The organism is Kribbella sp. NPDC023855 (genome assembly GCF_040639475.1).
GTDB lineage: Bacteria > Actinomycetota > Actinomycetes > Propionibacteriales > Kribbellaceae > Kribbella.
The window spans coordinates 776940-798596 of sequence record NZ_JBFAAA010000002.1; the positions used below are offsets into that span (position 1 = coordinate 776940).

At 69.1% G+C, this 21657-nt stretch carries 21 protein-coding genes; 9 read left to right on the plus strand and 12 right to left on the minus strand.

All coding sequences use genetic code 11. The features are described from left to right. Positions 1-8: 8 nt before the first annotated feature. The gene (locus tag AB0F51_RS09465) at positions 9-572 is read right to left on the minus strand and encodes a hypothetical protein (RefSeq protein ID WP_360276557.1); all 564 of its coding nucleotides are present in this window, start codon (positions 570-572) and stop codon (positions 9-11) included. 43 nt (positions 573-615) lie between these two features. Between AB0F51_RS09465 and AB0F51_RS09470 the strand changes: the two genes are divergently transcribed. Beyond that, the gene (locus tag AB0F51_RS09470; RefSeq protein WP_360276559.1) at positions 616-1644 is read left to right on the plus strand and encodes a GNAT family N-acetyltransferase; all 1029 of its coding nucleotides are present in this window, start codon (positions 616-618) and stop codon (positions 1642-1644) included. On the opposite strand, the gene AB0F51_RS09475 is transcribed toward AB0F51_RS09470, so the two are convergent. Continuing rightward, positions 1622-2053, minus strand: coding sequence for a MarR family winged helix-turn-helix transcriptional regulator (locus tag AB0F51_RS09475; protein WP_360276562.1), 432 nt, complete (start codon positions 2051-2053; stop codon positions 1622-1624). The two genes, AB0F51_RS09470 and AB0F51_RS09475, sit on opposite strands and share 23 nt — an antisense overlap. Before the next feature lie 28 nt (positions 2054-2081). On the opposite strand from AB0F51_RS09475, the gene AB0F51_RS09480 reads away from it, so the two are divergent. Then, positions 2082-2579: a hypothetical protein gene (locus AB0F51_RS09480; protein WP_360276565.1), complete on the plus strand. Its 498-nt coding sequence runs from the start codon at positions 2082-2084 to the stop codon at positions 2577-2579. 320 nt (positions 2580-2899) lie between these two features. On the opposite strand, the gene AB0F51_RS09485 is transcribed toward AB0F51_RS09480, so the two are convergent. Further along, positions 2900-3076, minus strand: a complete 177-nt coding sequence (locus tag AB0F51_RS09485) for a hypothetical protein (protein WP_360276567.1) — start codon at positions 3074-3076, stop codon at positions 2900-2902. Positions 3077-3305: 229 nt separating this feature from the next. Between AB0F51_RS09485 and AB0F51_RS09490 the strand changes: the two genes are divergently transcribed. Together AB0F51_RS09490 and AB0F51_RS09495 are read left to right on the plus strand one after the other, a co-directional pair. Next, positions 3306-4601 (plus strand): XRE family transcriptional regulator, encoded by a 1296-nt coding sequence (locus AB0F51_RS09490; RefSeq protein WP_360276570.1) that lies wholly within the window; start codon positions 3306-3308, stop codon positions 4599-4601. 8 nt (positions 4602-4609) lie between these two features. After that, positions 4610-5146 carry a GNAT family protein gene (locus AB0F51_RS09495; protein WP_360276573.1) on the plus strand — a complete coding sequence of 179 codons (537 nt, stop codon included), beginning with the start codon at positions 4610-4612 and terminating at the stop codon, positions 5144-5146. On the opposite strand, the gene AB0F51_RS09500 is transcribed toward AB0F51_RS09495, so the two are convergent. Both AB0F51_RS09500 and AB0F51_RS09505 read right to left on the minus strand, forming a co-directional pair. After that, positions 5110-6084 (minus strand): hypothetical protein, encoded by a 975-nt coding sequence (locus AB0F51_RS09500; protein ID WP_360276575.1) that lies wholly within the window; start codon positions 6082-6084, stop codon positions 5110-5112. The two genes, AB0F51_RS09495 and AB0F51_RS09500, sit on opposite strands and share 37 nt — an antisense overlap. Beyond that, complete coding sequence (locus AB0F51_RS09505; protein ID WP_360276577.1) at positions 6081-6425, minus strand: PadR family transcriptional regulator; 345 nt, start codon at positions 6423-6425, stop codon at positions 6081-6083. Before AB0F51_RS09505 ends, AB0F51_RS09500 begins: the two co-directional genes overlap by 4 nt. 130 nt (positions 6426-6555) lie before the next feature. Between AB0F51_RS09505 and AB0F51_RS09510 the strand changes: the two genes are divergently transcribed. The 3 genes from AB0F51_RS09510 (at position 6556) to AB0F51_RS09520 (ending at position 9688) form a co-directional block, all read left to right on the plus strand. Next, positions 6556-7434 (plus strand): PHP domain-containing protein, encoded by an 879-nt coding sequence (locus AB0F51_RS09510; RefSeq protein WP_360276580.1) that lies wholly within the window; start codon positions 6556-6558, stop codon positions 7432-7434. 33 nt (positions 7435-7467) lie between these two features. Beyond that, entirely contained in the window at positions 7468-8364 is an 897-nt protein-coding gene (locus AB0F51_RS09515; protein WP_360276583.1) for an oxygenase MpaB family protein, read from the plus strand. Positions 8365-8470: 106 nt separating this feature from the next. Continuing rightward, entirely contained in the window at positions 8471-9688 is a 1218-nt protein-coding gene (locus AB0F51_RS09520; RefSeq protein ID WP_360276585.1) for an ROK family transcriptional regulator, read from the plus strand. Positions 9689-9961: 273 nt separating this feature from the next. Here AB0F51_RS09520 and AB0F51_RS09525 read toward each other — a convergent pair whose 3' ends face one another. After that, the gene (locus tag AB0F51_RS09525) at positions 9962-10558 is read right to left on the minus strand and encodes a ParA family protein (RefSeq protein WP_360276587.1); all 597 of its coding nucleotides are present in this window, start codon (positions 10556-10558) and stop codon (positions 9962-9964) included. Positions 10559-10697: 139 nt separating this feature from the next. Next, complete coding sequence (locus AB0F51_RS09530) at positions 10698-11585, minus strand: NAD(P)-binding domain-containing protein (RefSeq protein ID WP_360276590.1); 888 nt, start codon at positions 11583-11585, stop codon at positions 10698-10700. Between the two features lie 68 nt (positions 11586-11653). Between AB0F51_RS09530 and AB0F51_RS09535 the strand changes: the two genes are divergently transcribed. Beyond that, on the plus strand, positions 11654-14767 hold the full coding sequence (locus AB0F51_RS09535; protein ID WP_360276593.1) for a BTAD domain-containing putative transcriptional regulator: 3114 nt from the start codon (positions 11654-11656) through the stop codon (positions 14765-14767). Further along, positions 14760-16121 (plus strand): FAD-binding protein, encoded by a 1362-nt coding sequence (locus tag AB0F51_RS09540; RefSeq protein ID WP_360276596.1) that lies wholly within the window; start codon positions 14760-14762, stop codon positions 16119-16121. The genes AB0F51_RS09535 and AB0F51_RS09540 overlap by 8 nt, the downstream gene beginning before the upstream one ends. Here AB0F51_RS09540 and AB0F51_RS09545 read toward each other — a convergent pair whose 3' ends face one another. From AB0F51_RS09545 to AB0F51_RS09565, 5 genes are all read right to left on the minus strand, one after another. After that, entirely contained in the window at positions 16122-17087 is a 966-nt protein-coding gene (locus tag AB0F51_RS09545) for an ABC transporter substrate-binding protein (RefSeq protein ID WP_360276598.1), read from the minus strand. Then, positions 17084-19042 carry an ABC transporter permease subunit gene (locus AB0F51_RS09550; RefSeq protein ID WP_360276601.1) on the minus strand — a complete coding sequence of 653 codons (1959 nt, stop codon included), beginning with the start codon at positions 19040-19042 and terminating at the stop codon, positions 17084-17086. The genes AB0F51_RS09545 and AB0F51_RS09550 overlap by 4 nt, the downstream gene beginning before the upstream one ends. Then, positions 19042-20133, minus strand: coding sequence for a glycine betaine/L-proline ABC transporter ATP-binding protein (locus AB0F51_RS09555; protein ID WP_360276604.1), 1092 nt, complete (start codon positions 20131-20133; stop codon positions 19042-19044). Before AB0F51_RS09555 ends, AB0F51_RS09550 begins: the two co-directional genes overlap by 1 nt. Before the next feature lie 137 nt (positions 20134-20270). Further along, positions 20271-20729 carry a group II truncated hemoglobin gene (locus tag AB0F51_RS09560; RefSeq protein WP_360276607.1) on the minus strand — a complete coding sequence of 153 codons (459 nt, stop codon included), beginning with the start codon at positions 20727-20729 and terminating at the stop codon, positions 20271-20273. A 26-nt stretch (positions 20730-20755) separates the two neighbouring features. After that, a complete protein-coding gene (locus tag AB0F51_RS09565) occupies positions 20756-21649 on the minus strand; it encodes an aminoglycoside phosphotransferase family protein (RefSeq protein WP_360276610.1) in 894 nt (297 codons plus the stop codon). Positions 21650-21657: the final 8 nt, after the last annotated feature.

Consider the following 21657-nt stretch of genomic DNA (forward strand, 5'->3'; position numbering starts at 1 on the left):
CAGCACCGTCAGGGCATGGGGGCGAGTAGGGCTGCGACCAGGCCGCCGACTGTGAACAGGACCCAGAGGACGGTGAGGCCTCGGTTGAGGGTGGTCACTGACTGCCTGGTGACGGTGCCGGTGAGCTTGCGCCAGACAACGGCCAGGAGACCGGCCACTAGAAACGTGGCGAACAGTGCCATGAAGCCCGCGGCCCAGCCGAACCCGAGCGGCCGGGAGTCGAGATAGGCCTCGCCGAACCTCTCCTCCGCACTGGTGTGCCGACCGGGAATGAGGAGCGCGCCGCTGGCGGCCCAGGCCGTGACGGTATAGGTGAACCCTCGCTTGGCGCGCTGCGACAGGCGATGGCGCTGGCTATAGGCCAGGACCAGTACTACGAACGGCAGCCCGCCCCAGCACCAACCGAGCACGCGCAGGGCGAACTCGTCGTGGTTGAGCAGGCGCCCCAGTCCGCCGACCACGTCCTCAGCCACGAAGGAGCCACCCACTCCGCAGACCAACGCAACGGCGAAGCCGATGCCGACCGCCTGGCTGACGTACCGGCGTACTGGAGGGGGTGTGGCCGTGGACATGAGAGGTGACTCTGCCACGGGCGCAGGGCACTAATTTGGAGACATGCGGCCAGTGGACTGTGTGGGGGCTTTGATCCGGGACGAGCGGCAGCGGGTGTACGTGCACCGGCGTACTGCAGACCGGCGGTTGCTGCCGGGGATCTGGGACATCGTCGGCGGACATCTGGAGGCCGGGGAGACCCCAGAGCAGGCACTGGCCCGGGAGGTCGAGGAGGAGACCGGCTGGCGGGTCCGGAAGATCGTCGCGACTGTCACCGACTGGGAGTGGGAGTGGCAGGGCCGGGTACGCCGGGAGGTCGACTACCTGGTCACTGTCGACGGCGACCTGACCCGGCCTCGGCTGGAAGTCGGCAAGCACGACCTGAGCGCCTGGGTCGGACCGGACAACCTGGAGCTCCTGATGGTCAACCGCACCGACGGCGACCGCCGCCTCCGCGACATCGTGGCGCACACCGTCCGGACCCAATTCACCGAGCGGCTGAGGCTCGTGCCGATCACCGGACCGGGTGAGGTCCTACCCGGACATGCAGCGGACCTCGAGCGGCTGCACGCCGACCCATGGGTCGCAGAGTGGTACGCCGAAGCCTGGTCCACGGCGGAGTCGGTACGCCGGGCAGCGGAGTACCAGTCGCGCTGGGAAGCCAACGGCGTCAGCAAGTGGATGGCCTACGAACGCTCGACCGGTGAACTCGTCGGACGCGGCGGCCTGGATCGGCTGGGGACCGATGACGATGCCACCCGCCAGATCGCGGACCTGCTCGCCGACGACGGCCGGTGGGTGGCCGACCGGTTGGAGCTGGGTCGGGCGCTCCTGGGCTCAGCCCGGGGCAACGGCTACGCCACCGAACTCGGCCGCTGCGCGCTTGACTACGCCTTCGACGCGTTGGCCGCTCGCTCGGTGATCGCGTTCACCGAGCGGCACAACCTGGCCTCTCGCGCGGTGATGGAACGACTCGGGATGCAGTACGCCGGAGAGATCCGGACCGACGGTCTGGTCGAAGGGCAGGAAGGCGTGCGTCCCGACGCGCCGTTCGCGGTGTACGTCGCGGTCAGCGGTGGTCGAGGCCGCTGACGAAGCGGGTCAGCAGCGTGGCGAAGGCTTGCCTGTCGGCGTCGGGCCAGTCGTGCATCGCGGTGGCGAAGCGTTGCCGGCGGAACCGGTGGACGGCGGCTAGCCGTTCGTGGCCCGCCTCGGTGAGGACGAGATTGATGCGCCGGCCGTCGAGCTGGTCGGCTTCCCGCCGGACCAGGCCGGCGCCGACGGCGGCCGCGACGAGTTTGCTGGCCCGGGGCTGGTCGACGCCGAGCGCCTCGGCGACGCCGCTCACGCTGATCGGAGTGGCTCCGGCCGCCTCGATCGCGTCGACCACCTGCTGAGCCGAATCCTCCGGTACGCCGGCCGCCTGGGCGAGGATCCGCCGGGTCTGCCGGCGGCGGATCACCACCATCGCCGCCTCGACCTCGGCCACGGGGTCGACCATTTGCCCTCCTGAATATATGCTGATTGACATGTATATGTCAGATGACAACAAGCCTATCGGATGGTGGCTGAAGGAAGTGGACCGGCTGCTCGAGCAGTCCTTCGAGGAGGTGCTCGCCGCGGACGGGCTGAACCGGCGCCAGTGGCAGATCCTCAACGCCGCCCGCGAGGACGCCCCGATCGCGGTGACCCTCGCGCCGTTCCTGTCCGGCGGACCGGACGAGCTGGCATCGTTCACAGCTCCGCTGGTGGAGCGCGGCTGGCTCGACGGGGACCGGCTGACGCCGGATGGAGCGACCGCGCTGGAGCAGCTGACCGGGAAGGTCCACGCGCAGCGCCTGCGGGTCACGAACGGGATCGTCGACGCGGAGTACCTGCAGACCATCGACGTACTGCGCCGGATGGCGGCGAATCTCGGTCACGAGGCCGGGACGTCAGCAGGGCCCGGGCACGACGCCGGGACGGCAGTGACGGCCGGGCGCAAGCCTGGAATGGCGGCGAGGGCCGGAAATGGCTCCGCTGCGTGACCGCCCAGGCGCGGCGGTCACACAGCGGAGTCGGCCACCTCGGAGTGCGGCTTCTGGTGAGGTGTCAGAAGCCACTGCCCCGCCCGGCCCGAGGTGTCGGCCAGGAGGTGGGTTGGAACGGCTGGGCGGCGGCGATACAGGGACTCAGCCGCCGGCCCAGCCGGGCCGGTGGGCGGTGCGGTCCGGAGCTGAGGAGGCCCCGGACCGCACCTCGGGTTTCGTCCGGGACTGAGGAGTGCCCCGGACCTTCGATCGCTGCTTCCTGGACGTGAGGAGTCCCCAGGAGCAGCTCCGGGTCTGAGGAGGACCCGGAAGCTTGGTCAGATGTCGCTGTCCTGCTGCGGGCCGAGCAGGTCGTTGGTGACCCGGAGACCGGCGAAACGCCGCCTCATGGCCTGCTCGTACCGCGCCGCCAGCGGTGCTTCCGCGACGTACTGCGCGATCACGTGCTCGCCGAACCAGACCCGCACTCTGCGCCGGTGCTGCCTCGACGTCATTTCTGCAACAGTCACTGCTTGCTCACCCCGTAACTCTCAGCCCTTGCAACCAGTTGGACTTACTGGTTGTCATGGCAGTAATGGTGCACAAGCCGACCGTGACCGCTCTAGGACCTGGACCGGACCTTTGCCGGACCTCTTCAGGACCTCTGGCGGACATCTGGAGGACTGCACCTTGTCGTGGGGCATGAGTCGAGACAACGTCTACTTGACGTGAACGGGAGGAACGATGGCGGGTAGGTATACGCCAAGAACGGTCCTGGCGCACCTGATCCAGCGCCGGAACCAGACCTACTCCGAGATCGTCGCCGAGTTCGTCGAGCTGGGTGGAACCATCACCGAGCGGCACCTGCGGCGCCTCGCATCGGGCGAGCGCGCAGGGACCACTCCACAGACCCGGCGCACCCTGCAACGCATGTTCGGCAAGCCGGTCGAGGAACTCCTCGCCCCGTACGTCCCCGAGCAGGCCGCCCAGGTGGCGCCGGCGCCTGCACCGAGTGGACGGATCACGACAGGTAATGAGATGGAGGTACTCGACATGGCTGCCAGCCGTGCGCGGGCTTTTGCCCTCGCGGCCCAGACCGGTCTCGGAAGCGAGGCCATGGAACAGGTGTACGACGACGTGAGACACGTCGCGAAGGCCTATCCGCAGCGCCCGCTGCCGGAGATCCTCGGCCAGCTGGTCGAGACGCAGGACCTGGTCTTCGCGTTGCTGGAGAGCCGGCAGCGTCCGGAACACCTGCGGCAGCTGTACTTCCTCGGTGGCGTGACCGGCGGTCTGCTCGCCAAGGCGTCCCACGACCTCGGTAACCCGCACGCCGCCCTGACTCAGGCCAGGACGGCCTTCCTGTGCGCCGACAACGCCGACCACCACGGCCTGCGCGCCTGGGTCCGCGGGCTGCAGTCGCTGGTCTCCTACTGGGCCGGCAACCCGCACGACTCGGTCCGGTACGCCCAGCTGGGCGCCGGCTACGCCGAGCAGGCCAACAGCACCACCGGGGTCTGGCTCCCGGTCAGCGAGGCCCGCGCCTGGGCCGCACTGGGCAACGCCGACGCCGCCCGCGCCGCGCTGGTCCGCGCGGAGAACGCCTGGGGCTCGGTCCGGGCCGACGACCTCGACGAGATGGGCGGCCTGTGCACCTTCGGCCGCAACCGCCAGCTGTACTACGCGGCCGACGCGCTCGCCTGGCTCCCGGGTGAAGTTGAGACCGCCGAGCAGTATTCTCGGCAGGCAGTGGACGCCTACACCGACCAATCGCACCCCGAGTGGGCCTTCGGCGACGCCGCCGGCAGCCACGCCGCCATGGCCATCACCCGGATCGCGAACGGTGAGCTGGACGGCGCCGCCGACGCGATCGCGCCGGTCCTGGGCCTGCCCGCCGAGCGCCGGATCAACGGCGTCGTGCACTCAGCCCGCCGGGTGCACCAGGCACTGCGCCAGTCCGGCCGCGCGGACGATGCCCGCGAACTGCAGGAAGAGATCGAGATGTTCACCCGTACGCCGATGCAGACCTTCCCGCGGTAGCAGGCGGGATGGATCCGCTCACCGGCGATGGCATCAGGCTGCGCGAGTTGCGGCCGGAGGATCTGGAGGACTTCTTCGCGATCGTCGGTGACGACCGGGTGACCAGCTGGATGGCTTTCGACAGCCACACCCGTGAGTCGGCGGAGAAGATGCTGACCGGGATCGTCACCCGGTCCGCTCAGGAGGACCGGCCCGACTACATGCTCGCCGTCACCCGCCTTGACGACGACCAGGTGATCGGCTTCGGACGCATCGCGCCGAGCGGGACGCGGGCCGGCAAGCTCGGCTACGCGATCGGCGCGGACCACTGGGGCCGCGGCTACGCGACCGATGCGGCCCGGACGCTGGTGAAGTTCGGGTTCGGGACGCTCGACCTGCACCGGATCAGCGCCGCGATCGGCCCGGAGAACCTGGCCTCCGTAGCCGTCGTCAAGCGGCTCGGATTCAGCTACGAAGGCCGGCTCCGCCACCACGTCTTCACCAACGGCGCCTGGCGGGACTCTCTGCTTTACTCGCTTCTGGAGACCGAGTTCCGGGTCGGCTGAAGCCGGCGGTCGAGGGTGACGGCTGCCGTCCCGATCAGCAGCGCCGCCGCGATCACTGTCGCCAGCAGGCCGGCACCCGCCATCGGCAGTCCGCTGACACCGCCCAGAAACGGTACGTACGCGAGCAGGGTCAGCCAGGGGAGGGAATTCACCGCGAGTGCCGCGGCCCAGACCCGGCTTCCGCCGATCATCAGGACGACGGCGACCACCAGCAAGGCGATCCCCAGCAAGCCTCCACCGACGAAGCGCAGCGCGACCTGGTCGGGCATTCGGTAGAAGAACCACGGCTCCGGCCCAAGCGTCAGCGCTGTCACCAGCACAGCACCGAGCGACGGTCCGGCTGCGAGCAAGGCGAACAAGCCGCGGGAAGCGCGAGGCCGCAGCGGCTCACCGACAGCCGCGAGCGCGCCGATGACGGCCAAGAAAGCTAGAAGCGCGCCCGGCGGCCGGGTGAAACCGGAGCTTTCGGCCAGTTGCTCGAGCGGCGGCGCCATCATCGCCAGTGCGCTCATCGCGCTGAAGGCCGCGAGGCATCGCGCGACGGTGGCGCGGCCGAGCATCATGGCGATCGCGGCCAGCAGCCCCGCGGAGAAGCAGATCGAACCAGTGGTCAGATTGCCGATCGGTGAAGCTTCCAGGCTGGTCCGCGGGTCCCAGGGCGCCCACTCACCGAAGATCAGGAAGATGCTGCAGATCGCCGCGAGCAGCGACACCGCGATCACGGAGACCCGGTTCCGGATTCCCTGCACCAGCGTGGGCGGACCTGCGTTGGTGAGGCGCAGCCGGACGGCGTGGAGGGCCAGATTGAGGAGATCACGCGAGTCGACGCGACCCCGGGCGTCGGCCGAATCGAGCAGGAGCCCGAGCGCCTCCTCGCCATGCTGGTCCCGCCACCACCGCGGGTAGCACTTGAGTACTGCGCGGCAGAGGGCGCTCACGCGACCCCACCCCCGCTCGCCGGGCGAAGGCGGAGCCGGCTGATGGCCTGGTCCGCGTTGGACTGGAGCCGGGCGGCCTCGGTGGCCAGCGCCTCGGCGCCGGAGTCGGTGAGTTCGTAGTACCGGCGGAGGCGGCCTTCGACGATCTCCTCGCCGGCGGGCCGGACCAGGCCTTCGGCGCGGAGGCGGTCGAGGGCGGCGTACAGGGTGCCTGGGCGGAGGGTGACCCGGCCGCTGGAGAGGCCCGCGACTTCGGTGATCACCGCGTAGCCGTGTTTGCGGCCGTCGGCCAGGGCGGCCAGGACGAGGAACGTCGGCTCGCGCATCTCGGAGGAGGACATGCGCGCAACCATAGTCAGTTCATCGGTATATGACAATGATCGATCGGTGGAGCGAGTCGTTCATGCTGTGCACATCTTCGAGTCATCGAGGACCTTGACAGTGGCATGTCAGCACAAGAAAGGTTCCGCCATGACCGCGCAGCAAGTCCCCGCCTGGGCCGATCCGGACGTTCCCGACGAGTCGCTGGATCCGCAGGGGGTGTCGCGACGCGGGTTGATCCGAGGTGCCGGGCTGCTGGGTGCGGGCTTCGCGGTGGCCGGGATCGGTGCCGGTGAAGCGGCGGCCAGCCCCGGTACGGCGTACGGGGATCCTGAGCTGGTCTATCTGGTGGGCGATCATCATGTGCACAGCCGGTACAGCCACGATGCGAAGTACGACTTCACGCAGCTCGCGCAGCGCGGGGCGCAGTTCGGGCTGGACTGGATGGCGTTCACCGAGCACAGCAACTTCGGCCACGCCGACAAGGGCGCGCAGGCGGAGCACGCGGAGGTGCTGAAGGCGCGGGCGGAGAACCCGCGGATGCTGATCTTCCAGGGACTGGAGTGGTACATCCCGGCCGCCGAGCACGGCACGCTCCTGGTCGCGCCGGGGCCGAACGACGTCGCGCTGCTCCAGCAGTTCGAGCGCGAGTACGACGGCAAGCTGACCGGCCGCTCGGGGAGCACGCCCGAGAACGAGCAGCACGCCCTCAAGGCGCTGCAGTGGCTGGCCGCGCAGAAGCAGAGCGGGTACGTCGACGATGTGCTCGTGCTGGCCAACCACCCGCTGCGGCTGGGCATCGACTCGCCGCACGAGCTTCGGGGCTGGCGGGACAGCGGCGTCTGCATCGGCATGGAGGGTGCGCCCGGTTCGCAGGGCGACGCTGATCCGGCGTGGGTTGCCTTCCGTGGAGCGACCAATGCGCAGCGCGGTGAGTACGTGAACAGTCCTAGTGCCGCGAGCTTCGCCGGCTACCCGAGCGACGCCTGGCTCTACACGAACCCTGTGTTCGTGGAGGTCAGCCAGTGACTGGCGGCTTGGAGTGGTGGGCAGACTGGACATATGTCCGCCACTGCCCAGGAGAGTCTGCTCGACCCGCTGAGGGACGGGCTGGCTCGGATGATCATGACGAAGGTGGCCGGCCCGGATCCGCGGGCTGCGCGAGCCCAGGTTCACAACACCGCCGGACCTAGGTGGTTCGCGCCGGATCGCCCGATCCGGCGCGTGCACGGGGACGCCTCGATGTTCGCGGGTGGGCTGCGGGCGCTGCTGCTGCAGTCGTTGCATCCACTTGCGATGGCGGCGGTGTCGGCGCACTCGGGCTATCGCGGCGACCCGTGGGGACGGCTGCAACGGACCAGCTTCTTCCTGGCCATCACGACGTACGGCGCTGCTGCGGACGCCGAGGAGGCGGTTGCTCGGGTACGGGCGGTGCACGAGCGAGTGCGGGGGACTAGTCCTGACGGCGTGCACTACCGGGCTTCTGACCCGCATCTGTTGAAGTGGGTGCATCTTGCGGAGGTGGACAGCTTCCTGGCCGCGCACCAGCGCTATGGTGCTGCGCCGCTGGATGCTTTGGAGTGCGACGGGTACGTCGAGGACACGGCTCGGGTGGCTCGCGCACTGGGCGTCGTGGACCCGCCTACCACGCAACTGGAGTTGCGGCAGATGCTGGCGGAGTACAGGCCGGAACTACGCGGCACGACAGAGGCCAGGCAGGCCGCACGCTTCATCCTCGTCCACCCGCCAGTACCACTCGCCGCCCGCCCCGCGTACGCCGTACTGACGGCCGCCGCAGTCGGCCTACTCCCCTGGTGGACCCGCTGGCCCCTACGCCTCCCACTGATGCCCCTAGCCGAAAGCACCCTGGTCCGAGCCGCCGGCACCGGCCTAACCCAAACCATCCGCTGGGCCCTAACCTCCCCCACCCTCGGCGAAACCAACACCACCCCGCACTGACCCCACGGCGCCGCCGCCCCCTTGCCATGTCGTCCGGCGACGGCTTCTTACATCACCCCGAGCGGCGCGGGCTGGGAAGTACACCTGGCGCCGGTAGTTTGGGGGTGTGTCGTTGCGCCTGAATCGCCCGCTGCCGCTCGCTACTCCGGCGGGGGTCGAGGTGCTGACCCGCATCCTGACTCAGGGGCCGATTCCGCGGGTGGAGATCGCGCGGCGGACCGGGCTGTCGCAAGCCGCCGTCACCAAAGCCGTCGCGCCGTTGATCGAAGCTGGGTTCGTGACCGACCAGCCGGTCGCAGTACCGGGTGATGATGCCGGTGAGAACCGTGCAGAGCTGGGTATCGGGCGGCCGGTCAGCCCGCTGACCGTGGTCCCGGACAGCATCTCTGTGATCGGGTTGAAGGTGACACCGACCGACCTGATCGGGGTGACGACCGACTTCCGGGCCGGGATTCGCGCGGTCCGGCACCAGCCGGTGACCGACACCTCCGCCGAGGCGGTACTCGAACGCCTGGCAGATCTCGCCAAGGAACTCATCGAGACGCTCGACGATCCGCTCGATCCGGCCGGCCCGCTGATCGGGATCGGGGTGGCGGTTTCCGGTGACGTCGACGCGCGCGGCGGCGTCGTACGGGACTCGCCGTTCATGGGCTGGCGGGACGTGCCGGTTGCTGCGCTGCTGTCCGAGCAGCTGGACGTTCCGGTCGTGGTGTCGAACGATGTTCGCGCGCTGACGGTGGCTGAGCACTGGTTCGGGGTCGGCGTGGATGCCGACTCGTTCGCGGTGGTGACGATCGGGTCCGGCGTCGGGTGCGGGCTCTACATCAACGGCGAGGTCGTCTCCGGTGCGTACGGGGTGTCGGGCGAGCTCGGGCATCTGCCGCTCGCGCCCGGCGATCTCGTCTGCACCTGCGGTCGCCGCGGCTGCGTCGAGACGGTCGCTTCGTCGGACGCGATCCTGGCGCGGGTGCGCGAGACGACCGGTCGTGCGGAGCTGGATCTATCCGGTGCGATCGAGTTGGCGCACAGCGGTGACGAGCATGCTCGGGAGGCGTTCGACCGCGCGGGCGACGTGATTGGCTCGGCGCTCGCCGCGATGGTCAACCTGGTCGGCCCGGACCTGGTGGTGATCGCCGGCGAGGGTGTCGCCGACTACGACCTGTACGACCAGCGCATGCGCCAGACCTTCAGCGAACACGCCTTCGGCGCCGCCGGCGACTGCCGCCTGATGCTCCGCTCCCACACCTTCGACGACTGGGCCCGCGGCGCCGCCACCACAGTCATCCGCTCCTACGTAAGAGGCGAACCACCCCTCACCCGGTAGCCGATCCCGGCTCGTGACGCTGCGCGTCACCTCGCCAGCGGGAGATGGACCGACGCTCAGCGTGATCTCGGCCGGGCCGGCTTCGTGCCGAGCGACGGGAGGTAGTCGCCGATTCCGGGCCACCGACCTACCCGCCGAGCGTGCGAGCTCCGTCCCGTGCGGACTACCTCCTGTCGCTCGGGACATGCCGCGACGAGGAGCCGGGACTTCGCGCTTGCTGCGGCCGAGGAGCTGCGTGGGTGCTGTTATCCGGCACCCGCGCAGCGTCCGGGGTCAACTGCGGGCGGCTGCGAGGATCTTGCGCCAGACTTTGCGGTAGGACTCCAGGCCGTCTTCGGCTAGGGGGCCGGTGGGGCCGGCGGTGATGGAGACTCGTTCGGGGATGGTGCCCCAGACGGGGATGTTCTCCTCGGCGTACTGCTGCATCGTTTCCTGGTAGCTGCGCGTGTAGGTGCGCGCCGAGCAGATCACCAGGCCGACCGGCACCTCCTTGGGTACCAGCTCCAGCACCGCCTTCACCCGGGGTGTCTCGACGCCGCCGACCCGGGTCGGGATGATGACGATGCGGGCCCGCTCGAGTGCCTTGTTCAGCAGGCGCTCGTGCGACGGGGGCATGTCCACCACCCCGATGCCCTCCGGTGGCACCTTGTCCAGTGCCTTGGTGAGGAGCCGCTCGGTCGGCGCCTCCGCGATCTCGATCCTGGCCAGGTGGTCGTCGTCGGAATCGGCGATCCAGTCCGCGGCGCTTCCCTGCGGATCGGCGTCGACGAGGGTGGCTGTGCGACGGTTGGAAGATGCCAGCGCGGCCAAGTACACCGACGTGGTTGTCTTGCCTACCCCGCCCTTCAGTGCAGCTGTCACGATGATCATGGAACCGACGCTACCCGGTTCTGTCCGATTTCCGGCGTGTCGTCGGCGTTGCTCGCGCGCCGCGTGATAGTTGCCCCGAGCTGCGGACAAGCTCAACCACCCTTCAACCTGTACGCCGGGGCGCCGGCCGCGGCGAGCGTCAGGCTGCTGGCTTCCGGATCGTCTCGGTCATCGAGCTGAACCCCTTGAGCCCGTGGCCCTCAGCGTCCGCCCGGGCGAACAGAGCGGCCACCGCGCTGGGCAGGGTGACGTCCAGACCCGCCTGGGAGAAGGCCTGCGCGATGTGCTCGCTGCCGACCGCCATCATGTGGAGGTTGTTCTCCACACCGGGGTAGTTACCTGCGTCGATCTCGCCGGCGAGGATCTTGATGTAGCCCATCGGGCCTTCGTCGGCCAGCTCGTTCATCATCGTCGCGGCGTACGGCCGGAGCTGCTCGGCGCTGATCCCGGCCGAGCCGACCAGGGCCGCGGAGTACATGTAGCTGATCAGCGTCGTGCAGAACAGGTTGAGCATGGCCTGGTAGTAGAGCATCGCCAGCCCAGGATCGGTACCGACGTAGTCGACGCGACCCAGTGCCTCCAGCGTCGCCTGGTGCTGCTCCAGTACGTCGCGCTGCCCGCTGAAGAAGGAGTAGGCGCCCGGCTGGCCGATCCCCGGCGGCGGGACCATGATTCCAGCAGTGATGAGGGTGGCGCCGCGCTCTTGCGCCCAGCGGCTGGCCTGGCGGAGCCGGTCCGGGCTGTCGGAGCTCAGGTTCACCAGTACGCGCCCGGTGATGTCCACGCCCTCCAGGGAGTCGTTCATTGCGGCATAGTCGATCTGGCTGATCACTACGAGAGTGCTGGCGGCGACGGCCTCTGCCGCCGTGCCGGCCTCAGTGGCCCCGGCCGCGACCAGCTTCGCGGCGCGGCCCGGCGTACGGTTCCAGACGGTGGTCGGGTGGCCGGCGGCGAGGAAGGTCTCGGCCATCTTGGAGCCCATGGCGCCGAGGCCGATGACTGTGACTGCTTCGTGGTTGTTGGTCATGCCTTGATCCTGCGGAAGCCCGCTACGGATTCTCTACGGGTGTCCGTAGCGCTGGCTACTGTTGCACCGTGTACTTCGGGGTGCTGGGGCCGCTGCTGGTGCGGACAGACGCGGGCGAGCCGGTCATCGTGCCGGACACCAAGGTGCGCGCGTTGCTACTGGATCTCCTGGTCAACCTCGGCAAGCCGGTCTCGGCCGACCGACTGATCGACGACCTGTGGGGCGACCGACCGCCACGGAACGCCTCCGGCACACTGCAGGCCCGCGTATCTCAGCTCCGTACTACGCTCGCGCGGGCTGAGCCGGGCGGTCGGGCTCTGGTCACGCACGGGCCGGGCGGCTACACCCTGGAGGTGCCGCCGGAGGTTGTCGATAGCAACAACTTCGAGCGGCTGGTGGGGCGGGCGGCCGGGCAGGTCGAGGTGCTGCAGGAGGCACTCGGGTTGTGGCGAGGGGCGGCGTACGCGGAGGTCGCGGATCGTGAGTTCGCCCGGGCGGCGCGGGATCGGCTGGAGGAGTTGCGGCTGACCGCTGCGGAGGATCTGCTCGAGGCGCGGTTGAAGGCTGATGTTCTGCGGGGTGGCCAGGCTGGGCGGGGGACTCTGCTCGGTGAGGTCGCGCAGTTGGTGGTGGAGCATCCGTTGCGGGAGCGGGTGCGGGGGATTCAGTTGCGGGCGCTGTATCGGGCCGGGCGGCAGGACGAAGCGCTGAAGGCGTTCGCGGAGTACCGGGAGTTGCTGGCTGAGGAGCTGGGGGCTGATCCGGGGCCGGACTTGGCCGCGTTGCATCAGGCGATCCTGCGGCATGATCCCGCGTTGACTGCCGGCTCTGCTGTGAGCCCGGGCAGCCGGTTGCCTGCGCCGGTGAACGAGCTGATCGGGCGGGAGGACCTGCTGGCGGAGGCCCGGGCACTGCTGGAGAAGACCCGGCTGCTGACACTGATCGGCCCGGGCGGGGTGGGGAAGACCCGACTAGCTCTGGAGCTGGCCCGCGGGGCTGCGGACGGCGAGGTCGGGCAGGTGGTTTTGGTGGAGTTGGCTGCTGTGCGGGATGTGGATGTGTTGGATGCGGTGGCTGCTGCGGTGGGGCTGCGGGATGACGTGGTGGGGGTGCCGGCTCCGGCGGTGGGGCTGGAGTTGTGCCAGCGGCTGGTTGAGGCGTTGCGGGCTCGGCGGACGCTGCTGGTGCTGGATAACTGTGAGCATCTTGTTGATGCCGTAGCTGACTTCGTGGGGATTCTGCTGGCGGAGGTGCCTGGACTGCGTGTGCTGACGACCAGCCGCGAGCCGCTGGGCCTGGCGGGTGAGCACCTGCTGGAAGTGAATCCTTTGGATCCTGAGGCTGCAGCCCGCCTGTTCCGCGACCGAGCAGCCGCCGCAGGTGCCCCTCTCCAGACCCTCACCACACGCACGGGAGCTGAGGACGTCGCTGTTGGGGTTATTTGTCGGCGGTTGGATGGGATTCCGTTGGCGTTGGAGTTGGCGGCTACTCGGGTGCGGGCGCTGGGGGTGCAGGGGCTGGCAGCGAAGCTGGATGATCGGTTCCGGTTGTTGGCGGGTGGGCGTGGGGTGCCGGAGCGGCAGCGGACTCTGCGGGCGACCATCGACTGGAGTTGGGAGCTGCTGAGCGAGGAGGAGCAGACGCTCCTCCGGCGGCTCGCAGTACAGGCGGACAGCTTCAGCCTGGAGGCTGCGGAGGAGGTCGGCGGCCTGCCGGCCGAAGTACTGGCTCGGCTGGTCGACCGGTCGCTGGTGGTCTCCACCGATGGCCGGTACCGGCTGCTGGAGACTGTCGCCGCTTACAGCCTCGAGCGGCTGGTCGAGTCCGGCGAGGAGCCGCGGCTGCGGCGCCGTCACTCGGCGTACTACGCATCCCTGGCTGAGCAGGCGGAACCGCATCTCCGTGGCGCCGACCAGCGGCTGTGGTTGAGCCGGCTGGACCTGGAAAGCGCCAACATGCGGCTGGCTCTCCAGCACGCGTCACCGACGACCGGGCTGCGACTGGTGAACGCCATGGCCTGGTACTGGTACCTCCGGGGCCGCCTGGGCGAAGGCAGGCGCGCCCTGGCCGCTGCGCTCGCAGTACCGGGTCCTGCGAATGCTGCGCGCGCTGCGGCGACTGTGTGGAGTGTGGGGTTCTCTGCGACGGCAGCGGAGGGCAGCAACCTGACGGAGGCCAGTGAGGCGGCGCTGGCTCTGTATGAGTCGGTCGATGATGCGCAGGGTCGCGCGCGAGCCGAGTGGTTCCTGACGGCGACGCAGTGGGCGTACGGCGATGGTCGTGAGCTGATGGAGCGGGTTGACCGGGCTATTGCGACCTTCGAGCGGCTCGGGGATCGGTGGGGGTTGGCTGCTGCGCTCAGTACCCGGGCGCAGCTGTCGCTGACGCACGCTGACCTCCCGGCGTTGATGAAGGACGGCCTGCAGAGTGCGGAGTTGTTCGAGGAGCTCGGCGACGGGTGGGGGTTGCTGCAGGCGAACTACTCGCTCATCGTGGCCGCGGAGATCTCAGGCGACTACCCGACGGCTGCCCAGCGGCTGCAGGAGGCACTGCGGCTGGCGGAGGAGCTGGGGATGTGGACGGAGGTGTCGTTCCGTACGTCGGGGCTGGGGCGGATCGCGATGCTCACCGGGGACTACGACCGGGCTGACGAGTTGCACGAGCGGGCGCGGCGACTGGCGATCGAGCAGTCGAACAAGTCGGCGGAGGAGTACGCCGAGGTCGGACTCGGGATGACGGCGCGACGGCGGGGTGAGCTGGACAAGGCGGAGCAGCACCTGGCGAAGTGGCTGGGGTGGTTGCGGCAGGTCGGCGGTACGTCGGGGGTGTCGTTCATCCTCACCCAGCTCGGTTTCATCGCAGACCAGCGGGGTGACCACGCCACGGCTCTCCAACTGCAAACCGAGGCGCATGCCGCAGCACTGACCACAGGAGACGAACGTGCCATCGCCCTGGCACTGGAAGGTCTAGCTGCTGCCTACTCCGCTGCTGCCGAAGCCGCCGCGCGCGAAGCGCACGGCGCAAAGGCGGCGGGCGCCTCGGAGGCGGCTCGGCGGGCGCGGGAGCTGCTGCAGGAAGCTGAGGAGTTGCGATTGCGGGTGGGGGTGCCGTTGGCGGTGGGGGAAGGGTTTGATGTGGAGCGGGTTCGGCGGCGGATTGCGGTGGGAGGGCTTGATGGTTGAGTGGGTTGGGTTGGCGCGTGGGCTGGATGGGGAGCTGCTGGTCGACGAGGTCAGCGTGGAGGAGGTTTCTCGCGACGCGGGCCGGTATGTGAGGAGGACTCCGCGGGCTGTCCTGCGGCCGGGGTCTGTGCGTGACATCCAAGCGATGGTGAAGTTTTGTGGACGGCACGGAGTTCCGGTGGCGGCTCGTGGACTGGCCAACACCACGCACGGGCAGGGGCTGGTCAACGGCTTGTTGATCGACATGCGTTCGCTCAACACGATCCACGAGATCCAAGATGATCGCGCCGTGGTGGACGCAGGAGTCGACTGGCTGACGCTGACCAACGCGGCGCATGAACGTGGCTTGACCCCGCCCGCACTCACCGGCTTTCTTGGCCTCAGCCTGGGTGGCACATTGTCGCTCGGTGGGATCCCGCCCGCGATCCAGTCCGGTGGTCAGGTGGACAGCGTGATCGAGCTCGAGGTGGTCACCGGCACCGGGGAGCTGCTCAAGTGCTCGACCACGCAAGACCGCGAGCTCTTCGAAGCCGTTCTCGCGGGACTAGGGCAGTACGGGATCATCACCAAGGCCACGGTCGGTCTCGGACCGGCGCCCGACCAGGTCCGTGGACACGAGCTCACCTACCCCGACATCCGCGACTTCTTCAAAGACTTCCGCTCGCTGCTCCACCGCGCAGAGATCAGCGAGATCTACGGCGACTGGTGGCGGCCGGGTGAGCAGGGCGAGGTCCAGCACCTCAACGCCTTCACCTTCCACTCACAGGCCGAGCCGCCCGACGACGCCCACCTGCTCCGCGGTCTCACCCCGAGTGCCACCGAGCTGAGCCAGAGCGACTTCCTTCCGCACGTGACCCGCATCGACGTCGCCGTCGAGCAACTGCGCGAGCTGCTCGACTGGGACAACCTGGCCAAGCCGTGGCTCACCGTATGGTTGCCAGAAGCAACCGTCGAGCAGTACGTCACCGAAGTGGTCGGCAACCTGACCCCGCGGGACATCGGCGCCGGCGGGTTCGTCCTGCTCTACGCCCACCGCCGGTCCCGCCTCACCAGGCCGTCGCTCAGCCTGCCGCGGGACGACGCCGAATGGGTCTACCTCTTCACCGTGATGACGGCCGGCCAATCCAGCACGGAGTTCGCCAACGAGATGCTGGCCCGGAACCGCCGGCTGTACGACCGGGCCCGCGCGCTCGGCGGCACGCGGTACCCGATCGAGTCGGTTCCGTTCAGCCAGGACGACTGGGCGGACCACTACGGCGCCCGCTGGCCCCAGCTCCAGGAACTCAAGCGCCGCGTCGACCCGGCCGGAATCCTCACTCCCGGCCCAGGTGTCTTCCCAAAACCAACCGGCTAGTTACTTACCAAGCCAGGCGTCGACCTTCGCCTGGTTGTCCTTGACCCACTTCTCGGCGGCCGCGTCCGGCGTCAGCTTGTCCTCGGCGATGTACTTCGCCACCACGTTCTGGTCGTCGTTGGTCCAGTTGAACTTCTTCACCAGCTCGTACGCCGGGCTGCCCGAGTCGGCGAACTTCTTCGAGACGATCTTGTCCAGCTCGTACGACGGGTAGTCGCACGCGATCTTCGCCGGGACCGCGTCGCAACCGGCCGTGTAGGGCGGCAGGTCCACCTTGACCAGCTTCAGCTCGTTGAAGAACCACTGCGGCTCGTAGAAGTAGCCGATCACCGGCTTCTTGTTCTTCTCCGCGTCCCGGAACGCCTGGATCAGCGCCGTCTCCGAGCCCGCGTAGACGACCTTGAAGTCGAGCTTGAGGTTCTTCACCAGCGCCTCGTCGTTGGTGACGAAGGACGGGTCACCATCCAGCAGCTGTCCCTTGCCGCCCGACTCCGACGTCTTGAACAGGGCCGCGTTCTTGTTGAGGTTCTTCCAGTCCTTCAGCTCCGGCTTCTCGGCCGCGAGCCACGGCGGCAGGTACCAGCCGATCACGCCCTTGTTGCCGGTCGGCCCGGCCTCGACCGCGACCTTCTGCTCGGTGATGTACTTCTTCTTCAGGTCCTCGTGACCCCAGTTCTCCAGGTTCGCGTCGATCTCACCGGTGCTGAAGCCCTGCCAGGCGATCTCTTCCTTCAGGTTCTTCTTCACCACCTTGCAGCCGAGCTCCTTGGTCGCCACGTACGCGACCACGGCCGCGTTCGCCTCGTACCCGACCCACGGGCTGACGGCCAGGTTGAAGGTGCCGCACTCCTTGCCACTGCTGCCGGCGGCCGGCTTGTCGGACTCCCCGACCTTCGCACCCCCACAGGCGGTCAGCGCCAGCGCCAGCGCAGTCAGCACTCCAGCAGTGCGGAGCTTCTTGGTCACCACAGGTTGTCTCCTCTAACGGTTTTGAACTTCCGGGTACGCCGGGCCGCGGCCTGGGTGATCCGGTCGAGCATCACGCCGAGCAGCACGATGGCCAGCCCGGCGGCGAGTCCCTTGCCGTACAGCTCGCTCTGCGCGAAGCCGGCGGCGACGTCGTACCCGAGGGCGCCGGCGCCGACCAGGCCGCCGACGACGACCATCGAGAGGACGTAGATCAGGCCCTGGTTGACCGCCAGCGTGATCGCCCGCCGGGCCACCGGAAGCTGCACCTTGCTGATCACCTGCCAGGTGCTGGAGCCGACCGAGTTCGCCGCCTCGACGGTCGCGACCGGTACCGCCCTGATGCCGTCGGCAACGATCTTGGTGGTCACCGGTACGGCGAAGACGACGGCTGCCGCGATCGCGGTGAACCGGCTGGTCCCGAACAGCGCCAGGAACGGTACGAGGTACACGAACGGCGGCATCGTCTGGCCCGCGTCGAGCACCGGCCGCAGCCAGCTGTCGGCGCGACGGTTGCGGCCGGTCCACACGCCGAGCACGATCCCGACGGCGACGACCACGACGGTGGCGAGCAGAGTCGAGGCGAGCGTGACCATGCTGTCGTGCCACACCCCGGTCGCGACCAGGAGCCCAAGGCAAACAGCAGCCGGTACTGCGCCTCGCCAGCTGCCCAGCAACGCGGCCAGCGCAACGATGACCACGGCAACCAGCCACCACGGCGACTCGGTGAGCAAGGCTTCCAGCGGATTGAGGACGCCCTTGGTCACCGCGTCGCGCAGACCGAACGTGAACCCGCCGAAGACATCCTGCACCCAGTTCGTTGCGTCAGTCGTGGCAACCGCGATCTTCGAACCCACGTTGGCGCCGGTCGGGAACTCGGCCGCCCACACGTAGGTCCGCGAGAACCAGACAGCGACCAACACCGCCGCGGCACCCACGCCGAGCAGCACCTTGCGCCGCAGGCTCGCAGTACGCCAGGGTCGGTCGCCGGCCGCGGTGGTGACCCGGTCGAGCACGATGGCCAGGACGACGATCGCGAGGCCGGCGTTGAACGCGACCCCGACGTCGAGCGTCTGCAGCGCCTTGAGCACGGTCTGCCCGAGGCCGGGTGCGTCGATGAGCGCGGCGACGGTCACCATCGACAGGGCGGCCATGATCGTCTGGTTGATACCGACCACGACCGTACTGCGCGACATCGGCAGCAGCACCTTGAACAGGGTCTGGCCGCCCGACGAGCCGAGCGAACGCGCCGCCTCGACGCTCTCGCGCGGCACCGAGCGGATCGCGTGCGCGGTGAGCCGGACGACCGGCGGAGCCGCGTAGATCAGGGTGGCGATCGTGGCCGCGGCCGGGCCGATCGCGAAGAACAGCGTGAGCGGCGCGAGGTACACGAAGGTCGGCAGCGTCTGCATCAGGTCGAGGATCAGCGTCGCGACCTTGAAGACCCGATCCGACAACCCGGCCCAGATGCCGAGCGGCATCCCGACGAGCAGCGCCAGCAACACGGCCGCGATGGTCAGCGAGAGCGTGTCCATGCTCTCCTGCCACAACCCCTGCAGCCCGAGGAAGGTCAGCCCGGCCGCGGTCAGCACCGCGACCTTCCAGTTCCCGAAGGCCCAGGCCAGGTACGCCGCGACCGCGACGACCCCGAGCCACCCGATCACCGGCACCGGCCGCCCGTACGACGGTTGCGCGATGACCGCCTGCAACAGGATGACGAGCTGGTCGACGGCGGTCCGGATCGCGTCGAGGAACGCGTTGCCGCCGCCCAGGAAGTCGCGCTGGTCGGTCAGCCAGCGATGCAGCCCGGTGGTCTCCTGACCGCCGAGCGCGAGCGTGTTGACGCCCTTCAGCAGGAACCAGGCGGCCACCCAGGCGACCAGCAGGACGCCGACGACCACCCCGCGGCGCGGCCGCCGGACCTCGAGCTCGAGCGAGTTGGTGATGGAAGCCATCAGGACGAGTGCCGGGCAGCACGCTCGGGGGCAGTCTCCCGGTCCGCGACGACGGCGAGGATCTCCTCGTCGCCGATCACGCCGAGCAGCTGCCCGTCGGCCACGACCTTCACCGGACGGTCCGCCTCGAGGACCAGCCGGGTCGCCTCGCGGACCAGGACGTCAGGGCCGAGCTCGGGGCCGTCCAGCGGCTCGCCGTCGCGCGGCGGGCGGACGATCCAACGCAGGGTGAGGACGTCGGCGCGCGGTACGTCGCGGACGAAGTCGCGCACGTAGTCGTCGGCGGGAGCCCCGACGAGTTCGTCGCCGGTGCCGAGCTGGACCGCCTCGCCGTCGCGCATCAGCAGGATCCGGTCGCCGAGCTTGAGCGCCTCGGACAGGTCGTGGGTGATGAACACCATCGTCTTGCCGACCTCCTGGTGCAGCCGGACGACTTCCGTCTGCATCTCCCGGCGGATCAGCGGGTCGAGCGCGGAGAACGGCTCGTCGAACAGCAGTACGTCGGGGTCGCCGGCGAGCGCGCGGGCCAGGCCGACCCGCTGCTGCATCCCGCCGGAGAGCTGCTCGGGGTACAGGTTCTCGTTGCCGCTCAGGCCGACCATGTCGATCACTTCCTGGGCGCGGCGGCGGCGGTCCGGCTTGCTCTCGCCGCGCACCTCGAGGCCGTAGGAGACGTTGTCGATCACCTTGCGGTGCGGGAGCAGGCCGAAGTGCTGGAACACCATCGAGAACTTGCTCCGGCGCAGCGTCCGCAGCCGCTTCTCGTCGGCGGCGCGCAGGTCCTCGCCCTCGAAGATGATGCTGCCGGCGGTGGGCTCGATCAGCCGGGTCAGGCAGCGGACGAGCGTCGACTTACCGGACCCCGACAGGCCCATCACCACGAAGACCTCGCCGGGGGCGACGTCGAAGCTGAGATCGCGGACGGCCGCCGTACAGCCGGTCTGGTGGAGCAGCTGGGACCGGGTCAGCCCCGCGAGCTCCGGCCGGCGGGGGACACGGGCGGCCTTCGGTCCGAAGACCTTCCACAGGCCTTGGATCGACAGCAGCGCCTCGCTGTCCTCCAAGTCGGGGTACTCGAGCTGAGCGGTCACAATGGTTCACCCTCGCATCCCGGCCACCGGGTTCGTCGTGAACCGCCGACACTATCGAAACGATAGGTCCGGAGTTCCCCCGCGGGTATCTGACTCCACAAGCTTTACCCGCTCTTACCGCGGCTCACGCTGGTCGCCTAGGGAGTGTACGGCGGGGCTTCGCCCCAACCCCAGCGCGGAACGGGGGCCTTCGGGGGTGGGGTGGCGCCGGGCTGCGAGTTCGCCAGCGCGAGCCGGGTGCCCCATTCGACGTACGCGACGAAGGCCGAGCGGAACTCGGGGTCACCGGGCAGACCGGCCGGGTCGGCGCTGGCGGCGATCAGGGCGGCCCAGCGAGACCGCTGCTCCTCGGTGAGGCCGAGGTTCAGGTGATGCCCGAGCATCGCCGGGTAGCCGCCGAGCTCGTCGGTGTAGCGGCTCGGGCCGCCGAACACCTCGCCGAGCCAGAGCGCCACGTGCTCGCGGTGCTTGTCGCTCATCTGCGCGAAGACCGGCGCGAGGATCGGGTCCTCGAGCACCTTGTCGTAGAACACCTCGGTCAGCCGAAGAAACGCCTCCGCACCGCCCGCCCACTCGTACACCGTCGGCGTTGTCATGTAATCATGTAATCAGATCGAAGGGTTCACGCAAGGGCCCGCGCGATCTCGAGTTGGTTCGGCTCGATCTCGTTCTCGTCGTCTTCGAGGTCCCAGAGCACGTTCTGCAAGATCCGGACCATCGTCCAGCCGATCGCCCGGTCGCGCTCCAGCCCGGTCACGGCGAGCATCAGGTCGAGCCGGCGCCGGATCGCCCCGTGCAGATCGCCCGTCGCGACCAGGTCGTCCCAGCGGTTGCCCAGCGCCGGGAGCAGCTCAAAACACGGGTCGCCGGCCAGCGGCTTCGGGTCGATGACCAGCCACGGCTTTCGCTGCGCTGCCATCACGTTGCCGTAGTGCAGGTCCCAGTGCAGCAGGCGATCGCCGGGTTCCTGCGCCAATTCGGCCGCCTGCGCGACGTACCGGCGTACGAGTGACTGTTGAGCGGGATCGGCCAGCAGTGGGATCAGCGCCGGGGCGTCAGCGAGCATCTCCGCCACGATGTCGGCGAGCGTACGCAGCCCGGGAGGAGCCGGTACTACGTTGAGCCGGGCGAGCAACTCGGCCAGGATGCGGGTCGCCTCGGTGTCGTCGGGGACGTCGTTGAGGGTTCGGGGCTCGAGTCGCTCCAGCAGGATCGTGGAGTTCGCCGGGTCGTCCTCGAACACCTCCACGACGGCGTCCGCCGGCCAGGTCCGCAAGCCGAGCGCCTCGCCCTCGCTCTCCTCGTTGAACGGCTGCAGCTTCAGCATCGCCGGAGTCCCGTCGGCGCGCTCGACCGGCAGGATGATCGAGGCCATGCCGTGCAGTGGCTTGCCGTCGAGCCGCAGCTTCCAGCGATCCAGGTACTCCGCGGCCTGCGCGGGCGCGGACTCGAGCCACGGCAACTCGTCAGAGAGCGTCTCGAAGAGCGGAGCCGGTACTTCGAACAGAGGGGTCATCGTCGGCA

Coding starts and splice junctions, on each gene's coding strand:
- AB0F51_RS09495 (WP_360276573.1), top strand. CDS start 4,610: ATGGATCCGCTCACCGGCGATGGCATCAGGCTGCGCGAGTTGCGGCCG.
- AB0F51_RS09510 (WP_360276580.1), top strand. CDS start 6,556: ATGACCGCGCAGCAAGTCCCCGCCTGGGCCGATCCGGACGTTCCCGAC.
- AB0F51_RS09485 (WP_360276567.1), bottom strand. CDS start 3,076: ATGACGTCGAGGCAGCACCGGCGCAGAGTGCGGGTCTGGTTCGGCGAG.
- AB0F51_RS09560 (WP_360276607.1), bottom strand. CDS start 20,729: ATGACAACGCCGACGGTGTACGAGTGGGCGGGCGGTGCGGAGGCGTTT.
- AB0F51_RS09515 (WP_360276583.1), top strand. CDS start 7,468: ATGTCCGCCACTGCCCAGGAGAGTCTGCTCGACCCGCTGAGGGACGGG.
- AB0F51_RS09470 (WP_360276559.1), top strand. CDS start 616: ATGCGGCCAGTGGACTGTGTGGGGGCTTTGATCCGGGACGAGCGGCAG.
- AB0F51_RS09480 (WP_360276565.1), top strand. CDS start 2,082: ATGTATATGTCAGATGACAACAAGCCTATCGGATGGTGGCTGAAGGAA.
- AB0F51_RS09465 (WP_360276557.1), bottom strand. CDS start 572: ATGTCCACGGCCACACCCCCTCCAGTACGCCGGTACGTCAGCCAGGCG.
- AB0F51_RS09540 (WP_360276596.1), top strand. CDS start 14,760: ATGGTTGAGTGGGTTGGGTTGGCGCGTGGGCTGGATGGGGAGCTGCTG.
- AB0F51_RS09565 (WP_360276610.1), bottom strand. CDS start 21,649: ATGACCCCTCTGTTCGAAGTACCGGCTCCGCTCTTCGAGACGCTCTCT.
- AB0F51_RS09525 (WP_360276587.1), bottom strand. CDS start 10,558: ATGATCATCGTGACAGCTGCACTGAAGGGCGGGGTAGGCAAGACAACC.
- AB0F51_RS09490 (WP_360276570.1), top strand. CDS start 3,306: ATGGCGGGTAGGTATACGCCAAGAACGGTCCTGGCGCACCTGATCCAG.
- AB0F51_RS09530 (WP_360276590.1), bottom strand. CDS start 11,585: ATGACCAACAACCACGAAGCAGTCACAGTCATCGGCCTCGGCGCCATG.
- AB0F51_RS09550 (WP_360276601.1), bottom strand. CDS start 19,042: ATGGCTTCCATCACCAACTCGCTCGAGCTCGAGGTCCGGCGGCCGCGC.
- AB0F51_RS09505 (WP_360276577.1), bottom strand. CDS start 6,425: ATGTCCTCCTCCGAGATGCGCGAGCCGACGTTCCTCGTCCTGGCCGCC.
- AB0F51_RS09475 (WP_360276562.1), bottom strand. CDS start 2,053: ATGGTCGACCCCGTGGCCGAGGTCGAGGCGGCGATGGTGGTGATCCGC.